This window comes from Limnospira indica PCC 8005 (assembly GCF_000973065.1).
Classification (GTDB): Bacteria; Cyanobacteriota; Cyanobacteriia; order Cyanobacteriales; family Microcoleaceae; genus Limnospira; species Limnospira fusiformis.
Genome location: NZ_FO818640.1, coordinates 5848305 through 5867577 on the forward strand (window position 1 = coordinate 5848305; position 19273 = coordinate 5867577).

The window sequence follows — 19273 nt, forward strand, 5'->3', positions numbered from 1 at the left end:
TAATACACCTAAATTGCTATTGAATTCCTCAGCCAGGAAAGGGGCTGCTCAACTCCTGATCCGAGCCAGCTTTGGCCAGAAAACCAGACTATTAAATTCTACTTTGTCCTACTTAATCCTACTTTGTCCTACTTAATCCTACCTAATGTAGGCATCCAAGCATATATAAGGACAAAAACTGGATACTAAATCCTACTTTTTACTATTTACAAATACTGTATTTTGAGTTATTAATAGTATAAGAAAAAAAAGAGGTTAGTCAGCAAATAGCTCTGTATTCGTTGAAAGTTAAATCCGAAAATCCGTCGTAGGTGGTGATTGAAAATTACTGCTAGAAAGAAAAATAACACCTGCGACTGTCCACTAGATTTCCCGATTAACAACTGTATAGATAGTACGTGCAACCCAGATGGCTGTAATTATTTTGTGTCAAGATTTCTCATTTTCCGGTCATGTATAGTCTGCCAATTATGTATGTAGTTTGGAGTTGTGGATAGCGCCCCATCTGTGAACTGTGTTGGTCAAGGTAAATTACCCACAGATTTGGCGGTGTTTATCGGGGAATATGCTGGTTGCTAATTTGTGAGACTGCCTCAAGCCTAAAGAACTGAACAAGAGGAAACTTAAAGATATGGTTTCAACTGTAGAAAGACCCACTAAACTGACATCACCTACAGACAACAGTAGTGGTAGTATAACTCCCGAATGGAAAGGATTTAAACAGGGTAAATGGACAAAAGAAGTAAATGTTCGTGATTTTATCCAAAAAAACTACAGTCTTTATGAAGGAGATAGCGGGTTTTTAGCTAATGCTACAGAACGCACCAATAACCTCTGGGATCAGGTAAAGGAACTGATGGCAGAGGAACGCAAACAGGGCATTTTAGACGCAGAAACTAAAATTCCTTCTGGGATTACTGCTTATGGTGCGGGCTATATAGATCGCAGTTTAGAGCAAATCGTGGGTTTGCAAACTGACAAACCTCTGAAACGAGCGATTATGCCTTATGGTGGTATTCGGGTAGTGAAAAAATCCCTAGAAGCCTACGGCTATGAACTGGACCCAGAAACAGAAAAAATCTTTACTCAGTATCGCAAAACCCACAATGATGGCGTTTTTGATGCTTACACGCCAGAAATTCTCCTAGCGCGCCATTCTGGACTGGTGACGGGATTACCAGATGCTTATGGTCGCGGTCGCATTATTGGTGACTATCGGCGGGTGGCGCTGTATGGAGTCGATCGCCTAATTTTAGACAAGAAGGAGCAACAAGCGTCTCTGGAATTAGACGCAATGGACTCAGAAACCATCTCGCGGCGCGAAGAAATCTGCGAAGAAATCCGATCGCTCCAAGAACTCAAAGAAATGGCAGCATCATACGGGTTAAACATTGCACGACCCGCCGCCACCGCCCAAGAAGCGGTACAGTGGACTTATTTTGGCTATTTAGCAGCAGTCAAAGAACAAAATGGCGCGGCTATGTCTTTGGGACGGGTATCTAATTTCTTAGATATCTACTTCGAGCGAGATTTGCAAAATGGCACTCTCACGGAAAGTGGCGCTCAGGAAATTATCGACCATTTCGTGATGAAATTACGGATGGTGCGGTTCCTGCGGGCTCCTGAATACAACCAACTATTTTCTGGTGATCCTACCTGGGTAACAGAATGTATTGGCGGTATGGGTGAAGATGGTCGCCCCTTAGTCACAAAAAACAGTTTCCGGTTCTTACACACACTCTACACCTTGGGTGCTGCTCCTGAACCCAACCTGACTATTTTATGGTCGGAACGTCTCCCAGAGAACTTTAAGCGCTACTGTGCTAAAGTCTCCATTGAAACCTGTTCTACCCAGTATGAAAATGACGATTTGATGCGGGCAGAATATGGGGATGATTATGGCATTGCTTGCTGTGTTAGCGCCATGAAAATCGGTAAGCAAATGCAGTTTTTCGGCGCACGGGCGAATTTAGCCAAGGCGCTGCTGTATGCGATTAATGGCGGTAAAGACGAGACCACAGGCGAGCAAATCGGCCCCTCATGGCTTCCAGTTCAGGGCGATTATCTGGAATATGATGATGTGGCAGAAAAATTCGATCGCTGTTTAGAATGGTTGTCTCGGTTGTATGTCAACACCCTGAACATTATTCACTTCATGCACGATAAATACGCATACGAGCGGATTGAATTTGCACTGCATGATCGTGATGTATATCGGACGATGGCTTGTGGTATGGCGGGTCTGTCTGTGGTGGCTGATGCTTTGTCTGCCATTAAATATAGTCGGGTCAAAGTTATCCGCAATGATCAAGGTTTGGTAGTGGATTATGAAATCGAAGGGGATTATCCCAAATTCGGTAATAATGACGATCGCGTTGATGATATTGCTGCCAATTTGGTTAAGCAATTCATGAACAAAATCCGTCAGCACAAAACCTACCGCAACTCAGTTCCTACCCAGTCAATTCTGACCATTACTTCTAATGTGGTTTATGGTAAGAAAACTGGTAATACTCCAGACGGTCGGAAAGCTGGCGAACCTTTTGCACCGGGTGCTAATCCTATGCACGCACGGGATACACAAGGAGCGATCGCCGCTTTGGCTTCCGTCGCGAAACTCCCCTATGAGCATTCTCAAGACGGGATTTCTTACACCTTTTCCATTGTGCCACAAGCATTAGGAAAACAGGAAAGCGATCGCATCAGCAACCTCGTGGGAATGTTAGATGGTTACTTCGCCGACGACGGTCATCATATTAACGTCAACGTCCTGAACCGGGAAACCTTGGTCGAAGCCATGGAACATCCCGAAAAATATCCACAACTGACCATTCGTGTATCCGGTTACGCCGTCAACTTTATCAAGCTGACCCGCGAACAACAATTAGATGTGATTAATCGTACTTTCCATAGTCGCATCTAGGGATTTATACACCGGGTTAATCAGCAGTAAAATGTGATTAACTCGGTGGCTGTCCATCATTAGTTAGTCTGTAATAACCCGGTTTTAATCAATCCGGGTTTCTGTTGTCTCTCATCGCAATTATGTCTGATTCTCAAAGTCAAATATTCGGTCAAATTCATTCCTATGAAAGTTGCGGCACCGTAGACGGTCCAGGAATTAGATTTGTGGTGTTTACCCAAGGTTGTCCTCTGCGCTGTCTTTATTGTCATAACCCCGACTGTCAAGAAGTAGCAGGCGGTCAACAAGTCAGCGTCGAAGAAATCATCCAACAAGTAGTCAAATATCGCTCCTATATGCGGTTTTCTAATGGCGGTATTACCGTCACTGGCGGCGAACCTTTAATGCAGCCAGAATTCGTCGCTGAAATCTTCCGCCGCTGTCGGGAATTGGGGATTCATACAGCCTTAGATACCTCTGGTTATATCCCCCTGAATGTAGCTAAACCAGTGCTAGATTATACCGATTTAGTGCTTTTAGATATCAAATCTTATCACAGCGAAACCTATCGGAAAGTCACCTGTGTTTCCGTAGAACCAACCCTGAATTTTGCCAAGTATTTACATGAGATTAATAAACCGACATGGGTGCGGTTTGTGTTAGTACCAAATTTAACTAATGACATCAATAATATGGAAGCATTAGCTAAGTTTGTGTCCGGCTTCACCAATGTAGAAAAAGTCGAGATTTTGCCCTTTCATAAAATGGGTGAATATAAATGGGAGGAAATCGGCTACGAATATAAACTTAAAGATACTCCCGAACCCACCCCAGAACAAGTCAGCACAGCTATAAACATCTTTGAAAAGTATGGTTTGGCGGTGGTAGCTTAACACTTACTACCAGCGTTAATCTGACTTAATTTTAAAGCGATCGCTCCTCATTCACCCCCCAAATCAGTCACCCTTTTTTCCCGATTAGAGAAACTTTGAGTAATTTGATAGAGCAGAAATAAAGATACAATAATCCCCACAAACTCCGCCGCCATAGCATTAAGAGCAGCCTGTAGTGTAATCATATCCATAGGTACAATAATCGGACCGCTGCGACTTAAAATAGTCGCTCCCTCACTCGGATTATAAATCGTGGCGGCTCCCGGTGGCACAGACAGCATTCTAAATAATAGAGCCCCCACCTTCCACATTGCCACGACCATAGCACAAATCATACCCGCTATATTAGTTCCTAACCCAATCCAAAGAGAGCGAGTTACACTAGCCTTACTCGGACGACGGTCTGGGTCAGTCAGTTGATCACCAATTCGGGTATAGTGAAAACACCAGTAAATGGTAAACCCTAGAGCCAACAAACAGCCATAAGCCAGAACTAAACCCACAAATGATTGTCCGAGTCTATTTCTGGCGGGACTGAGAAATAACGCAAACAACAACAGAAAAATGGGTACAACCCCAAAAAAAACCTGCAAACATAAGCCGATCAACCCTCCCTTTTGAAAAGCCAAGGCAATTTGATTAATATGGGACGGAGATGATTGGAAATTAACTTGCTCAGACATTGCCCATAAATTCCTAGTGAATCACAGTATTCTAGCGGTTCGATTAAATGGAGGCAACATGAATTTTTTCGATAAACTAATTAGCAGCATTGAGCGCAACCAAAGTTTGCTCTATGTGAACCTTGACCCCGACCCGGAAGTATATCCGCCTAACTTTGAGAATGAGCAGGGCCTAGGGTTGGTCGATGATGGTAAACTCGTGGAGGAGTGGTATCGATGGTTAAAGGCGATCGTAGAGCAAACCGCCAACTTAGTTTGTGCCTATAAACTAACTTTAAATACCTATTTAGGACTTGGCTTGTCCGGGTGGCATCTTTTACAGCAGATTTTAGACCATATCCCCTCTACAATACCCGTCATTCTCGATGCTAAACACGCTGATCTCAATAGCGCCAGCCTGTTTGCGCGCATGATTTTTACAGAATGGGGGGTTGATGCTTGCACCGTATCCCCCTACACCGGACAGGATTTGGTCACACCCTTTCTGGTCTATCCTAATAAAGCAGTATTTGTCCTGTGTGCGACTGCTAACCCCTCCGCTAACCTACTCCAAGAATATCCTAACCCCGCACATCCTCTTTACTTGGAATTGGTGCGAGCTACCCAAACCTGGGGAACTCCAGAACAGGTCGGGTTAGAGGTCGGGGTCATGGCGGATATGTTAGCACGAATTCGTCGCCAAGCTCCAGAGCGTTTGATTTTGGTTCAGGGAAATAGTGCTGAGGAAAACGATCTAACCGAACAAGATGATCTGATCCAAATTCTGGCCGCGGGTTTGGGTGCTGACGGTGCGGGTCTATTGCTACCTCTACCACCACGTTTATTGCAACGGGGAACTGTCACAGAGGCGGTGCGGTCTTTGCGAGATGCTATCAATGACGAACGCCTGCGGGTTATGCAAGGTAGTCCTAGCTGTGACCTGTGGCTTCCTGATGTCTGTTTCTTGGAAAATGAACCCCACCGCGACCTGATTCTGCAACTTTATGATATTGGTTGCATTATGTTTGGCGACCATGTGCAATCATCAGGAGAGGTTCTCCCCTATTATATTGACTTGCGCCGGATTATTTCCATGCCCCAGATTTTTCATCAGATTGTGGGAGCATACGCAGAAATTCTCCAAAATCTTAATTTCGATCGCATTGCGGGTATTCCCTATGGGTCTCTACCTACAGCCACTGGTTTATCTCTCCGTTTAGGACGACCTATGGTGTTTCCACGAAAGGAAGTCAAAACCTATGGCGCTAAAAGGGCGATCGAAGGGCATTTTCAGTCAGGGGAACTCGTTGTCGTTGTCGATGATATCCTCATTACTGGCAATAGTGTCATGAAAGGAGCCGCCACATTACAAGCCGCAGGACTAAGGGTTGAGGATATTGTGGTATTTATCGATCATGGTCGCCAGGTCATGGAAAGGTTGACAGAAAATGGCTATCGTGGTCATGCGGTATTAAGTCTCGATGAAATTTCCCAAACCTTATACCAGGCTAACCACATTTCATCTCAACAATTTAAACTGTTCCAACAGCACATCTAGTTGACTATTATAGTCATTTATTCCCTCCATTGGGCTATATTGACATGACTTATCAATAAACTTAATGCGATCGGTTATGATATAATAGCACTTTTTTTCTACCAACCAAGAATCTATTAATACCTATTAACCAGCCTCTGACCTCCGGTTTATGGCCGTATTGCCGTTTGTTTATTAACAAAAATTCTTGTTTAACTCCCCACCTAGTGATATAGTATATCTGGAATTAGATGCAACTAATTCTTAATAACTGTCCCTAACAAAAACTATATGAGGGTAACAAATGTTCAAACGTAGACATTTTTTAGCGGGGATGCTCACCCTAGCCTTAGTTCTGGGTATAGCCCAAGTTAGCCAGTCTCAGAATCAGACTTTAACTATTTACTCTGGGCGACAAGAGGCTCTGATTGGTCCATTAATCAAACGAGCCGAACAGGAGCTAGGTCTTAATATTAGAGTCCGCTATGGTGACACTGCCGAATTAGCGATCGCTATTATTGAAGAAGGACGCAATAGCCCTGCTGACATATTTTTTGCCCAAGATGCTGGAGCCTTGGGAGCCTTACAAAAAGCCGGTCGAACTCGCGCCATTCCCGCACAAATCATCAGCAGAGTAGATTCTCGTTTCCGTTCCCCTAACAACCACTGGGTAGGGATTACAGGTAGAGCGCGGGTATTAGCCTACAACACCAGGCAGGTCAACCGCAACGAACTACCCAACTCCATCTCCGAACTCACCCAACCCAAATGGCGGGGGAGAGTTGGCTGGGCTCCCACCAACGGTTCTTTTCAGTCCTTCGTTACCGCCATGCGCCTAGTAGAAGGTGATGCTAAAACCATGCAATGGCTCCAAGCCATGAGAAATAATGGGGTTGTAGTTTACCGGAACAATACCGCCATTGTTGAAGCCGTAGGTCGAGGAGAAGTAGATATTGGGTTAACCAATAACTACTACCTATATCGCTTCTTAGCAGATGATCCTAACTTCCCCGTCGCTCACCACTACACCCGTGGCGACGCAGGATCATTAATTAACATAGCCGGAGTAGCTATTCTCGACACAGCCAGAAACGCCCAAGATGCACAGCGATTTATCCAGTTTTTACTCACCAATAACGCCCAAAACTTCTTCGCTCGAGAAACAAAAGAATATCCCCTAGTCGAAGGAATACCAGCCCCAGAGCGACAGTTATCTATTGAGCAAATCAATCCCCCAAGAATTGACTTAGCCAATCTAGCTGACTTACAGGGGACCATGGTACTGCTACAACGGGCGGGCGTGTTATAGAACTAGACTTTAGGGTGCGAACATATTGGCGATTGACGCACCCTAGCTGTTGATGATGAGAGGGCGATTAAACGCTAGTTTCGTGATATTTTCGTAAATATGTTGGTAAGTATAATGATCATTATTGCACTTCAGGTCAACTATAGCAACCAATTTGTAGAGCCGGATTCTGAATCATAACAACTCAAACTGGTAAGCTGACATAATCTTGATAGGGTTCTCACCTGTTCCCGATGGATAGGGGTAAACCACTGTAAGTCAATCACCATAACTTCTAGTGTCAATGTAACCGGGTCAAGACAAATTCCCGCCGCCCGTGTTTCGTCAATTTGGGTAGTCCAATATTCGATACCATCGATTTGGTCGGCTCTACCCTGACGAACTAATTCTAACAAAAGCTGTTCTTTGGGATTCGCCCAATTAGCATCCACCATGGACAAAGCGCGATCGATGCGACTTTCCAGAGTTTCAGGTTCCCAATTCTGAGTTTGGGCTAGATGGTAAATCTGTCTAAGTTCTATATTCCCGAATTTGGTGGACAGAGGCAGTTCTGCGAGTGAGCCATCTGGGTTGATATAAGTTTTGGTAGATGTAGTCATCACAATCATATTTCTCTCCAGGACAAGTAAGCGGCCAACCTTTTAGTATCTTCATCATCCCAAAGGTTTCCGAAAATCTCAGTGATTTCTCGGATCGATTCTCGTGATGTTCATAGGGTTTCTAGGTGAGACTACGCAAATTAACTGATGACCCAATCAACTAAGTTGTAGTGATGGTGATCACTTTTCGGAGCCAGTTGGGGTGATCTTAGCGACTGATGGACAACCGTAGGTAATTAATCCCGGCTTTCACTGCTTCATAGCCAAACAGTAAAATTAAACCGGAAAGGACTGCTCCCATGAGACAAACTACTAATCCCCCCAAGGTAATCGCCCCATCATCATCCAACAGCCCAAATCCGGTAATAAAAATCCCGATCGCTGGTAGTGTATTAGTTAAGGGAATAGGCAGCATCATGGAGACTGCCATAATTGCGATCGCACAACCAATCACAACCCTTCCCACGGGATGAGTACAAATAAAACTCAAGCGGGGACGGCAAACCACCTCAATTTTCTGTAACCAAGGAATCCCCACTTTTAAAATTCCCTGTACCTTTTCCAAAGGCAATTCACGGTTCAGCCATGAATCCGGAAACCAAGGCGTTTGTGAACCCGCCACCAATTGAATAGCTAACAAAAATAATAAAATCCCAAAGGGAATCGAATAGCCAGGAGCCGGAATGGGAAGGGCGGAAGGCAGCGCCAGCACCACAAACAAAAACCCAAAAATCCGCTCTCCTGCCAGAGTAATAATATCACCCAGCGTTACCTGAGAGGAACGGGACTCTTCCCAAAAATAGCGCTGAAGTTCAACAGAAAGTTTTGCCACAAGCCACAGCTAAAGATAAAAAAAACTAACCGGAATCAATCAACCAGAATATATTTAGGCAACCGTCTCCGGTTGCCTTTACACATATTGCCTAAATCCAACCCCAAGAAAAACTGGAGAGATTAGTCAGTGCCAACAGTCCAGGAATTCATATACTCAATCTGTTCTGATGTCAAGGTATCAATAGCAATACCCATGGCTTTCAATTTCAGACGAGCAATTTCCTGATCCACGTCTTGGGGGATAGAGTGCAGACCGGGTTCGAGTTTGCCTTGATTTTTGACCAGATATTCACAAGCCATGGCTTGGTTAGCAAAACTCATATCCATAACGGCACTAGGATGACCTTCAGCAGCAGCCAAATTGATCAAACGTCCTTCACCCAAAACCACAACAGATTTACCGTTTTTGAGCTTATATTGTTGGGTAAAATTACGAACTTCCTTGATTTCGGTAGAACGTTCTGCGAGATCTTTCAGGTCAATTTCAATATCGAAGTGACCAGAGTTGCAAACCATAGCGCCGTCTTTCATCACATCGAAATGTTCCCCACGAATAACGTGCTTATTACCAGTGACAGTAATAAACAAATCTCCCAGAGAGGCAGCTTGTTCCATAGGCATCACGCGGAAACCATCCATGACGGCTTCAATAGCCCGGACTGGATCAACTTCGGTAACAATGACATTAGCACCCAATCCACGAGCGCGCAAGGCGGAGCCTTTACCACACCAACCATAACCGACAACGACGACATTTTTACCGGCGAGCAGAACATTAGTAGCGCGGATAATACCATCAAGGGTAGATTGACCAGTTCCGTAGCGGTTATCAAAAAAGTGCTTAGTATCTGCGTCGTTAACGTTCATAGCTGGGAAAGTCAGTTTCCCATCATTAAACATAGCCCGCAGACGGACAATTCCGGTAGTGGTTTCTTCGGTAGTGCCAATAATTTCAGGTATTTGATGCTGACGGTTTTTAACGAGGGTAGCGGTAACATCACTACCATCATCAATAATAATATTGGGGCGGTGATCAAGGGCAATCTCGACGTGGCGCAGATAGGTGGCTGTATCTTCCCCTTTCATGGCGAAAACGGGGATGCCATAATCAACCACCAAACTAGCGGCTACATCGTCTTGGGTTGACAGGGGGTTACTAGCAATAAGTATAGCATCCGCGCCCCCAGCTTTGAGAGCGATCGCCAAATGTGCTGTTTCTGTGGTGACGTGACAGCAAGCAATTAAACGAATACCATCAAAGGGCTTTTCTTGGGCAAAACGTTCTTGAATTTGGCGCAAAACTGGCATTTCACGCCCCGCCCATTCAATCCGTTGTTTGCCTTTTGGGGCAAGTGTTGGGTCTTTAATTTCATATTTGGCTTGGACGGTTGTTGAACTCATGCAGTTATTTCCTTTATAAATCGCGTTTTGGCTGCCAAGTGTTTGGCAAATTATCGAGGCACCCAACTTATGGACGACTGGCCTTTACGATTCTAGCACCATTAACCGCAAGATATTATATATCATCGAGGTAATTCGGGCTGATATCGGTAAGCATATCGATAATAGCGGTAATATCTCAGAGCGGCTCTGAGTAGATGAGACTGGGAAGCCACCCCGGCTAGTTCCAGATGGCTAGTATCTCCGGCTAGTTCCAGGTTCCAACCATCATCATCAGCTACCAACTTGACTAGACAGCAAAGAGAGGTTTTGAGTTTCGGCTTTCGCGTAATTAATGCTTGGGTGAGTCCTTTCACTGAGGCTGCATGACCTACCAAAAGGAGATTTTCGGGGTATTGTGTGGTTAAGCGTTGGATAGTGCTGGTCATGCGTTGTTGAGCCATAGACCAGGTTTCGGGATACTGCCAACCTTGGGGCGATTCATAGTTAAGATTGATGCGGGGAAAATCGGCTTTTAGTTCTGATGACGATCGCATTTTCGGCAAATAGGGGAAGCTGTAACCACTTAAAAACTCTCCCAGTCCCGGTTCTAGTTGCACTGGTAAATCCAGAACTTCGGCTACGGCGTGGGCGGTAGCAACGGTTCGCAGAAATGGGGATGCGAAAATGTAGTTAATCTTTTCTCCCCCTAGACGTTGGGCTAGGGCGATCGCTTGCTTTTCCCCTTTGGCTGATAAGGGCGGGTCAAAAGGATTGCTACTGCTACGATACCAATTAGAATCGGCATGGTCTTGGCGATCGCCGTGTCGGGCTATCCACAGGGTTTGATTCATCTTAATGGCAGGTTGTCACGCTTTTCGGGTTCAATCATAACCCGATAGTCATCCCATCACCGACGCTTCGGGCTTTCCTATTACCTAGGTATCGATGAGCGATTATCAATTGTTATCCCCACTGGGAATATCCGTGTCGAGTGTGGGGCGCAACTGAATCAAGCGATCGCCTTGATGACTGCGAGGAATCACCACCAACGCAGGGCGGCGGGTTTCATCCCGTTCCGGTAGGGCTGGGAATATATAATAATCCCCATCCACATCAATCAGCAACCGCCAGACCCGATTCTGGCTGGGGTTATTAATCGCCGCACTCAGCAGTTGCTGGTAGCTGCTTGCGTCACCAATAATGCGGATCTGACTGATCTAGTTCTCTGGGTGTTACCGTTGTTAACATCTTCCATAGATTCCGGCGACAGCCATTTCTGTTGTTTTTGAGTTCTGCTATGTTCCCAGTAATACACGGCAAAAATTCGGGAGTTTGGTAGCTCCGTCTTTTTAAAGCGGGGCGGAAAAACGACTCGGCGGCTTTAGCCGCAATGACTATGATAGAATGGTATCGCCTTCTCTATGACCCAAATGAAAGGGGCTTAACATCCCGTGAGGGCAGACTTGCATCATGCAGAAATGTCGGCAGCAAAGACGTTTCATTGGCGAGAGACAAAAGGTGATTGAATGAAAATAAGTAAAAGGAAGCCTTCGGGCAACCTATAGAGGCGTATTTGACTTCGCCTAGGAGTCCGACTTGTCGGAAGTTCTGAAATCCCTCCGGGGAATCCCCGTCGCTTTAGCGCGGGGAGTAGTCAATTTGATAGGACGAGCCATGACTATGGAACCTTCACCAATCACCCCTTGGTCATCCATGCAGTGGTATAACCCCCCTGCGGCATGGCAGAATCGCGGCGATCGGCTTTGGGTTAAAACCGGGTTGAAAACCGATTTCTGGCGGACAACTCACTACGGTTTTATTCGGGATTCTGGTCACTGTTACTACCGTGAAGTATTGGGCAACTTTCGAGCCCGGGTCTGTTTTTCGGGGCAATACCAGGAACTCTATGATCAAGCTGGATTGATGGTTAGAGTCAGTAAAACCCATTGGCTCAAGTGTGGCATTGAATATGTAGATGGTGTCCAATACGCCAGTGCAGTTGTGACACGGGAGCGATCGGATTGGGCCGTTGCTCCCTTGGCAGGTCAACCCGATCGGGTTTGGTTTGAAGTACGGCGCAGAAATGAAGCCATTGCAGTTCTCTACTCCCTCGATGGTGATAAATTTGTCCTATTACGTCTGACGGATTTTCCCGAAGAACCTACGGCTTGGGTTGGCCCGGTGTGTGCATCCCCAGAACGGGAAGGATTTGAGGTAACTTTTGAGTCTTTCACGGTAGAACTGAGTACAGCACCAGTGGTTGATTAGAACTGAGTTTGTAGGTTGGGTTATGCGATCGCATAACCCAAAAACTCACCAGATTGCACAGCTAGGGGTGTATAAAACTGATGCGTCTATTTACTATTAGTCGGCTGATTATCTTTAGCTTGAGTGGGAATATCCGTGTCGAGTGTGGGGCGCAACTGAATCAAGCGATCGCCTTGATGACTGCGAGGAATCACCACCAACCCAGGGCGGCGGGTTTCATCCCGTTCCGGTAGCGCTGGGAATATATAATAATCCCCATCCACATCAATCAGCAACCGCCAGACCCGATTCTGGCTGGGGTTATTAATCGCCGCACTCAGCAGTTGCTGGTAGCTGCGGGCATCCCCAATAATCCGGATACCTTGGGGATTGCGGATATCATCGGGGTTCACCCCCAAGGGAAAACTATCCTCTCGCACAACCACCGTCACCACCGGGAGAGACGAGGTTTCATTCACCGCATCCCGCCACGCATCCGCTTCTCCCTGCCATTGTGCCAGCCAGAAACAGCCCGCCAGCACCCAACAGATAATCAATGTTTCATCCAAAAGCGATCGCACAAATCGCAGGGATTGATACTCCAACAGGTGGAACTCCAGAAACGATTTTAGCAGTTGCAACAGTCCCCGATACAACCGAAATAGCCAGCGTTTCCAGAATGTTTGAGGCGGTTGACTGGCTAAACGATTATTGAGGGAAGCCAATATCCCCCCATGGATGTTCTCGAGTCCAGCTTGGAACCGGAGTGAGGGTTGCCCTTCCAGTAACCACAGACTGCAATAAACCCCCACCACAACCAACGCCGCCGTTATAATGGTATGGAAAATGGCTCGGAAGCTGCCAAAAAACACTTGAAAGGCAGCAATATAAAACGACTCTAGGGGCAAAGGCAGCGTGGTAACTTCCAGTTGGAAAAACGCGAAATACATCCAGCGATAAGTCCACCCCGTGAAGTATAGCACCGCCCCCAACATCACCAGCAAACTGGCAATTCTTCCCAGGGCAAAAGTTTCCGGGGGTAAACGCTGTGAATCACTCATCTCAACCTTATCCCAAAGATGACAACAAACCCTCTCGGGGCTACCTCTTACCGTTTAGCCAGTCGGCCCTCATCCGCCCTCACCCCAGCCCTCTCCCAAAATGGGAGAGGGAGCAAGAGGGGGCTTTGGATTCAAAGTCCATCTCCCAAAATGGGAGAGGGAGCAAGAGGGGGCTTTGGATTCAAAGTCCATCTCCCAAAATGGGAGAGGGAGCAAGAGGGGGCTTTGGATTCAAAGTCCATCTCCCAAAATGGGAGAGGGAGCAAGAGGGGGCTTTGGATTCAAAGTCCATCTCCCAAAATGGGAGAGGGAGCAAGAGGGGGCTTTGGATTCAAAGTCCATCTCCCAAAATGGGAGAGGGAGCAAGAGGGGGCTTTGGATTCAAAGTCCATCTCCCAAAATGGGAGAGGGAGCAAGAGGGGGCTTTGGATTCAAAGTCCATCTCCCAAAATGGGAGAGGGATTTAGGGTGAGGGTCCCCCCATCGAGTTCTACACCAGTCTAATCTGTTATGAAACATCCAACTTGCCATATCTTGTCACTGGTTTTAATGGTTTCCTCCCTGGGAATAGGGGGATGTGCCATTAGCCCTCCTTCCCAAACGGCTGAAGTTACCCCTACTGGGCAACTCAATCCATTACCCTCACCGCCAATTATTCAAGTGATGCTCCCGGTGAATATCAAAATTGAGTTAAAAGCCGGGGGGAGTGGCAACCATGAATTACTGGGATTTAACCCAGAAACTCGCCAACTGCAATTGGCGGGACGCTCCCAAGGATTGCCCCTGACGGAAGTTGCGAAAATAGAGCGCGATCGCCTGACAAATCAGGGGTTAGTTGTCAGAGGGCGGCCCAACATTCGCGGGGAGGACACTCTGGGAACAGAAACCTGGCAAGTTCCCCTCAATGCCTTATCCTCCGAGGAGGAAAAAATGATGATTCGGGGTCAGCAGGCTTGGGAGAATGATGAGTTACAGGGGAAACTGGAAAACCAGAACGATTTTGATTTTCTGTTGGATCAGCTTATCCCCCTGTCAGAGGATGAGATGGAAATTGTCGTGAGTAAAGTACGTCGTGACCGGGAGGAGTAAGTCATCCGAGTTGGGGTGGGTTCGGTGAAGCCAAGGGCAAAACCCAACCGGAGCAAATCAGCTTCCCCGTCCTCTGACCTATGATAAGACAAAGAATGAATCGAGAGAGCGACATCAATGCCCAAGATGAGATGCTCGATTTGATTTATTGAAAAAAAGGGATAAATTTCTTGAAACTACCGAATTATGAACAAGCGATTGTTACCCAGAAAAAAATTACCGAATATTTACTGTCCCTGACTCATCCTGACGGCAAAAGTAAAGCCAAGTTTTTTATCAAATTTGGATTTAACATTGAGTCGTGGGAAATTATGGCAAATGCCTTGCTAAATCATGTGGCTGACCATGAATTAGCTAAAATAGAATCATCCCCTTTTGGGACAAGGTATGTTGTTGAAGGTAGAGTAATCACGCCAGATGGCAGAAACCCAGAAGTGCGTTCTATTTGGTTTATTTCTACTGGAGATGATATCCCTAGACTGGTTAGCGCCTATCCACTCACTTAAAATTTAGTAAACCATGATTAGTGAATTAGACCGAGTTGTTTTAACCGCCGACTTACCGGAATATGATTTAAAATCCGGCGATATGGGCACCGTTGTGTTAGTCCATCAAGAAGGTTTGGGCTATGAAGTAGAATTTATGACCATCGCAGGAGAAACCATTGCCATTGTTTCTCTCTTGAGTTCTCAAGTGCGGGGAATTGGAGACAGAGAAATTGCTCAAGCGCGGGTTCTAGCATCATCATGAATGGGGGCCTGAGAAAACTAGAAACGGGTTTTTTTCGTGGAAAACCCGCGATTCGCTCCAACTGACCAAGCTCTAGGTAAGTGCTATCTGTAGGTTGGGTGCAGAAAAGCGCGCAACCCAACAATTCACCAGAAGACTGTAGCCAACATTGAGTTATTTCATATAAATAAATTTCATCCCAGAACTTTTGGTGCAGCATATCTGGAAAATTAATACCCAATCCGGAGTTCAAAAATCGTTTTACTCTTTAGCCCGCGCAGGCGGGCTTTGTCCGTATAGCCCCACCCTTTAGGGTGCGGTTTTTAACAGATATATCAATACCAGATTCCGGATAAACTAGGGATTGACTCGTTTTACTCTTTAGCCCGCGCAGGCGGGCTTTGTCCGTGTAGCCCCACCCTTTAGGGTGCGGTTTTTAACAGATATATCAATACCGGATTCCGGATAAAATAGGGATTGACTCGTTTAATTCCTAATATCATCATCAAAAATTTCATCAAAAATTTCTCGCTTGACTCGAAAATTGATTTCTGTGATTTTTTGGTACAAAACATCAAAATCAGAAATATTAATCCGACCTTCTAGGTGTAATTTACGAACCACTGCCAAAGTTCCTTTAACATTTAAACCTAATCTTTTTGCTTCCTTTCTAGCCGCAAAATCATCAAGGATTATATAATCTGTTTGCAAGTCTATTGCCAACGAGATTGCCTCTGATTCACCTCGACCCAGCCGCTCATTTAAACGATTTGCCAAAGATAGTAATTTAATTTCTCGAACGACTAATTGCTGATTTGAAATTAGTCTATTAATGCATCCTGATGCTTGATCCGGTTTGGCATTGATTTCTAATTGCACACTTGGGGGGATATAAAACTGATGGTTGTCATTGATGAAAATTTCTAGGAAGTCTAATCGGTACAGGAAAATTAACGGAGAACAATTAAAAACAATTTTCATCAGTCTTACCAAGTTTTTTCCGCTTTAATATCTTCAGGAGTAAGATAAGAAAACTCGATGCCCATCATTTCCAAAATCTTTAAAAGCATTTCCGGTTCCATCTCCATGATTTCTGCTCCTTTCTGAAGGCTAATTAATCGAGAAACTAAAGCACCCACGACAAAAACAAACTTTTCCTTTTGTTCGATATCATTAAACAGTTGCACTTCCGCAGCAATTTCTTGGAATTGGGTTGTGTTTTTCATGATTTTTCTGGGTTTTATTTTGAGTGATTTTAAATCCCGATACCCATTGAAAGTCTGAGCAATATCGATGCTATCGGGTCGAGAAAAAATTATGTAAACGGTTGAGGATGCGCTCAAAAACCTGTTCTCCATCTATCACTTGTCCCTGTTCAATTTGAGTGGCATCAATCGCGATTTCCTGACGCAGTTCAGTCAGATATTGCTGGCGTTGGTCCAGGAGTTCTAGGGCGGCTAAGATGACCTCATGGGCGGATTGGTAATGTCCTTGGTTGAGTTGAGCCGCAATCCGTTGTTCGATTTCTGGGGTGAGTGATAGGTTCATGACACCAGTAGGAGCGTTATAGATTACTTTGATTATAGTGGTGGAGAAACTGGGCGGCGATGAGGCTGATATCATGGCTCGGCCCTGGCGCGGGCTTAGGGGGCTCTGTCGCCCTTGGGGAGACTCAATTTCTGCGCCTTCGGGTAATAATAGAAGAGATGGAGTCACGGGGAGAGTTAAGCCATGACTGGACGCTGGGTGAGTTCGCTGTTGACGGTTTCGCTGCTGTTGGGCATGGGTTCTCTGTCGCCTTGGGTGGAGGCACAGACGGTTTTGGCGCAGGAGAGAATGTCGGAACGGGAGGTTATGAAACTCTTAGACCAGGCCGTTCAACACACAGAACAGGGGCGACCTGTGGAGGCGATTGAGATATTGGAGCGTGTTTTAGAGGTTGCTCGACAATTGCAAAATCGGCAGTTGGAAGCTGTAGCCTTTTTAGGGATTGGTCGAAATTATAACCTGATTGGACAAAGACAAAAGGCTCTAGGGTCATATAAACAAGCGCTGATTATTTTTCGAGAGACCAATGACAGATCAGGAGAAGCCACCACTCTCAATAGCATTGGCACAGTGTACCATGCCTTGGGCAAGCGGACTGAAGCCCTGAACTACTACAATCAAGCTTTGCCAATTAGGCGAGAAGTGGGCGATCGCTCTGGGGAAGCCAGCACTCTCAATAACATTGGTTTGGTGTACAATGCCTTGGGCAATCGAACTGAAGCCCTGAACTACTACAGTCAGGCTTTTCCAATTATGCGAGAAGAGGGCGATCGCTCAGGGGAAGCCGCCACTCTCAATAACATTGGTTTGGTGTACAATGCCTTGGGCAATCGAACTGAAGCCCTGAACTACTACAGTCAGGCTTTTCCAATTATGCGAGAAGAGGGCGATCGCTCAGGGGAAGCCGCCACTCTCAATAACATTGCCTTGGTGTACTATTCCTTGGGCAACCGGACTCAAGCCCTGAACTACTTCAATCAGGCTTTGCTGATTCGGCGAGAAGTGGGCGATCGCTCTGGGGAAGCCAATACTCTCAATAACATGGGCTTGGTGTACAATGCCTTGGGCAACCGGGCTGAAGCCCTGAATTACTTCAATCAGGCTTTGCCCATTATGCGAGAAGTGGGCGATCGCTCTGGGGAAGCCAATACTCTCAATAACATGGGCTTGGTGTACAATGCCTTGGGCGACCGGACTCAAGCCCTGAACTACTACAATCAGGCTTTGCTGATTCGGCGAGAAGTGGGCGATCGCCCTGGAGAAGCCACCACTCTCAATAACATTGGTGGAGTGTACGATGGCTTGGGCAACCAGACTAAAGCCTTGGACTACTACAATCAGGCTTTGGAAATTGCTCGACAAGTGGGCGATCACCCTGGAGAATCCAGCACTCTTACTGGCATTGGTTTGGTGTACGATGCCTTGGGCAACCGTAGTAAAGCTCTGGACTACTACAATCAGGCTTTGGAAATTGCTCGACAAGTGGGCGATCGCCCTGGAGAAGCCGCTACTCTCAATAACATTGGAACAGTGTACGATGCCTTGGGCAACCATACTGAAGCTCTAAACTACTACAATCAGGCTTTGCCAATTACGCAAGCAGTGGGCGATCGCGCAGGGGAAGCCGCCACTATCCATAACATTGGTGCAGTTTACAATGACTTGGGCAACCGTACTGAAGCCCTGAACTATTACAATCAGGCTTTACCTATTATGGGAGAAGTGGGATCTCGCTCCGGGGAAGCCAGCACTCTCAATAACATTGGCTTGGTGTACTATTCCTTGGGCAACCGGACTCAAGCTTTCAAATACTTCAATCAGGCTTTGCCGATTCGGCAAGAGGTGGGCGATCGCTCCGGAGAAGCTAGAACTCTCAGTAACATGGGCTTAGTCTACCGAGACACTAACCAACCCGACAAAGCCATCACCTACTGGGAAGACTCCCTCAACATCCTCCTCTCCCTCCGTAGTGAACTGCAAAAAGAATTCCGCGAAACTTTCCTTCAAACCAATCGCGGCCCCACCGTCGCCCTCGTTGACATCCTCATCGACCAAAACCAGCCCCAACGCGCCTTTGAATGGGCCAACCGCGTCACCACCTACGAACTGGCCGACTATAACCGTCTCATCGGTGTGAGAGTGGCTAACCCGGAAGCCCAAGCTGCCCTTGATGACTGGAACGAGCAATCCCAACAAGTCCAAGCCCTGCGGCAACAACTGCGAGACAACTTCAGCACCGACCTAGTAGACCAAATGCGCGACCTAGAAGCCCAAGTCAATCAACAAGCCGAAACCCTCGCCAATACCTACCCCGAAGTTGCGGAACTCTTTGAAATTCAACCCGAAGACCTCAGCCAACTGCAAACCATCCTCCCCCCCGGGAACCGTTGTCTTACAACCCGTTCTCCTCACAAATATCCAAAACGTTCCCAACACGATCGCCCTCTTTCTCCTCAGCCGCGACAGTCTCAGCGTTAAAA

General features: G+C 46.3%; 19 protein-coding genes. 9 read left to right on the forward strand and 10 right to left on the reverse strand.

Annotated elements, in window-relative coordinates:
- Positions 1–631 precede the first annotated feature (631 nt).
- Together pflB and pflA are read left to right on the forward strand one after the other, a co-directional pair.
- Positions 632–2923, forward strand: coding sequence for a formate C-acetyltransferase (gene pflB / locus XZ46_RS25890; RefSeq protein WP_008052729.1), 2292 nt, complete (start codon positions 632–634; stop codon positions 2921–2923).
- Between the two features lie 122 nt (positions 2924–3045).
- Positions 3046–3795, forward strand: a complete 750-nt coding sequence (pflA, locus tag XZ46_RS25895; RefSeq protein ID WP_006668988.1) for a pyruvate formate-lyase-activating protein — start codon at positions 3046–3048, stop codon at positions 3793–3795.
- 47 nt (positions 3796–3842) lie between these two features.
- On the opposite strand, the gene XZ46_RS25900 is transcribed toward pflA, so the two are convergent.
- On the reverse strand, positions 3843–4478 hold the full coding sequence (locus tag XZ46_RS25900; RefSeq protein WP_006622696.1) for a DUF3611 family protein: 636 nt from the start codon (positions 4476–4478) through the stop codon (positions 3843–3845).
- Positions 4479–4536: 58 nt separating this feature from the next.
- Here XZ46_RS25900 and XZ46_RS25905 point away from each other — a divergent pair, with 58 nt between their 5' ends.
- Both XZ46_RS25905 and XZ46_RS25910 read left to right on the forward strand, forming a co-directional pair.
- Positions 4537–6015 (forward strand): bifunctional orotidine-5'-phosphate decarboxylase/orotate phosphoribosyltransferase, encoded by a 1479-nt coding sequence (locus XZ46_RS25905; protein ID WP_006622695.1) that lies wholly within the window; start codon positions 4537–4539, stop codon positions 6013–6015.
- Positions 6016–6298: 283 nt separating this feature from the next.
- Positions 6299–7303 carry an iron ABC transporter substrate-binding protein gene (locus XZ46_RS25910; protein WP_006622693.1) on the forward strand — a complete coding sequence of 335 codons (1005 nt, stop codon included), beginning with the start codon at positions 6299–6301 and terminating at the stop codon, positions 7301–7303.
- 140 nt (positions 7304–7443) lie between these two features.
- Here XZ46_RS25910 and XZ46_RS25915 read toward each other — a convergent pair whose 3' ends face one another.
- The 5 genes from XZ46_RS25915 to XZ46_RS35650 form a co-directional block, all read right to left on the reverse strand.
- Positions 7444–7902: a hypothetical protein gene (locus XZ46_RS25915; protein WP_228116430.1), complete on the reverse strand. Its 459-nt coding sequence runs from the start codon at positions 7900–7902 to the stop codon at positions 7444–7446.
- Positions 7903–8110: 208 nt separating this feature from the next.
- On the reverse strand, positions 8111–8734 hold the full coding sequence (locus XZ46_RS25920) for an exopolysaccharide biosynthesis protein (protein ID WP_008055988.1): 624 nt from the start codon (positions 8732–8734) through the stop codon (positions 8111–8113).
- A gap of 122 nt (positions 8735–8856) precedes the next feature.
- Positions 8857–10137, reverse strand: coding sequence for an adenosylhomocysteinase (gene ahcY, locus XZ46_RS25925; protein ID WP_006622690.1), 1281 nt, complete (start codon positions 10135–10137; stop codon positions 8857–8859).
- 122 nt (positions 10138–10259) lie between these two features.
- Positions 10260–10970, reverse strand: a complete 711-nt coding sequence (locus XZ46_RS25930; RefSeq protein ID WP_006622689.1) for a histidine phosphatase family protein — start codon at positions 10968–10970, stop codon at positions 10260–10262.
- Between the two features lie 105 nt (positions 10971–11075).
- Positions 11076–11243, reverse strand: coding sequence for a hypothetical protein (locus tag XZ46_RS35650; protein WP_006622688.1), 168 nt, complete (start codon positions 11241–11243; stop codon positions 11076–11078).
- 472 nt (positions 11244–11715) lie between these two features.
- Between XZ46_RS35650 and XZ46_RS25935 the strand changes: the two genes are divergently transcribed.
- Positions 11716–12387: a DUF1349 domain-containing protein gene (locus tag XZ46_RS25935; RefSeq protein ID WP_006622687.1), complete on the forward strand. Its 672-nt coding sequence runs from the start codon at positions 11716–11718 to the stop codon at positions 12385–12387.
- Between the two features lie 86 nt (positions 12388–12473).
- Here the strand turns inward: XZ46_RS25935 and XZ46_RS25940 are convergent, their stop codons facing one another.
- Positions 12474–13427 (reverse strand): hypothetical protein, encoded by a 954-nt coding sequence (locus XZ46_RS25940; RefSeq protein ID WP_008055984.1) that lies wholly within the window; start codon positions 13425–13427, stop codon positions 12474–12476.
- 510 nt (positions 13428–13937) lie between these two features.
- Between XZ46_RS25940 and XZ46_RS25950 the strand changes: the two genes are divergently transcribed.
- The 3 genes from XZ46_RS25950 (at position 13938) to XZ46_RS25960 (ending at position 15266) form a co-directional block, all read left to right on the forward strand.
- The gene (locus XZ46_RS25950) at positions 13938–14516 is read left to right on the forward strand and encodes a hypothetical protein (protein WP_048895307.1); all 579 of its coding nucleotides are present in this window, start codon (positions 13938–13940) and stop codon (positions 14514–14516) included.
- Positions 14517–14686: 170 nt separating this feature from the next.
- Entirely contained in the window at positions 14687–15022 is a 336-nt protein-coding gene (locus tag XZ46_RS25955) for a DUF6883 domain-containing protein (RefSeq protein ID WP_006622683.1), read from the forward strand.
- Positions 15023–15035: 13 nt separating this feature from the next.
- A complete protein-coding gene (locus XZ46_RS25960; protein ID WP_006622682.1) occupies positions 15036–15266 on the forward strand; it encodes a DUF4926 domain-containing protein in 231 nt (76 codons plus the stop codon).
- A gap of 465 nt (positions 15267–15731) precedes the next feature.
- Here the strand turns inward: XZ46_RS25960 and XZ46_RS25965 are convergent, their stop codons facing one another.
- From XZ46_RS25965 to XZ46_RS25975, 3 genes are all read right to left on the reverse strand, one after another.
- Positions 15732–16226 carry a PIN domain-containing protein gene (locus tag XZ46_RS25965; protein WP_008055981.1) on the reverse strand — a complete coding sequence of 165 codons (495 nt, stop codon included), beginning with the start codon at positions 16224–16226 and terminating at the stop codon, positions 15732–15734.
- 5 nt (positions 16227–16231) lie between these two features.
- Positions 16232–16471 carry a hypothetical protein gene (locus tag XZ46_RS25970; RefSeq protein WP_008055979.1) on the reverse strand — a complete coding sequence of 80 codons (240 nt, stop codon included), beginning with the start codon at positions 16469–16471 and terminating at the stop codon, positions 16232–16234.
- 70 nt (positions 16472–16541) lie between these two features.
- Positions 16542–16793, reverse strand: a complete 252-nt coding sequence (locus tag XZ46_RS25975; RefSeq protein ID WP_006622678.1) for a ribbon-helix-helix domain-containing protein — start codon at positions 16791–16793, stop codon at positions 16542–16544.
- A gap of 183 nt (positions 16794–16976) precedes the next feature.
- On the opposite strand from XZ46_RS25975, the gene XZ46_RS25980 reads away from it, so the two are divergent.
- Complete coding sequence (locus XZ46_RS25980) at positions 16977–19271, forward strand: tetratricopeptide repeat protein (protein ID WP_008055977.1); 2295 nt, start codon at positions 16977–16979, stop codon at positions 19269–19271.
- Positions 19272–19273: the final 2 nt, after the last annotated feature.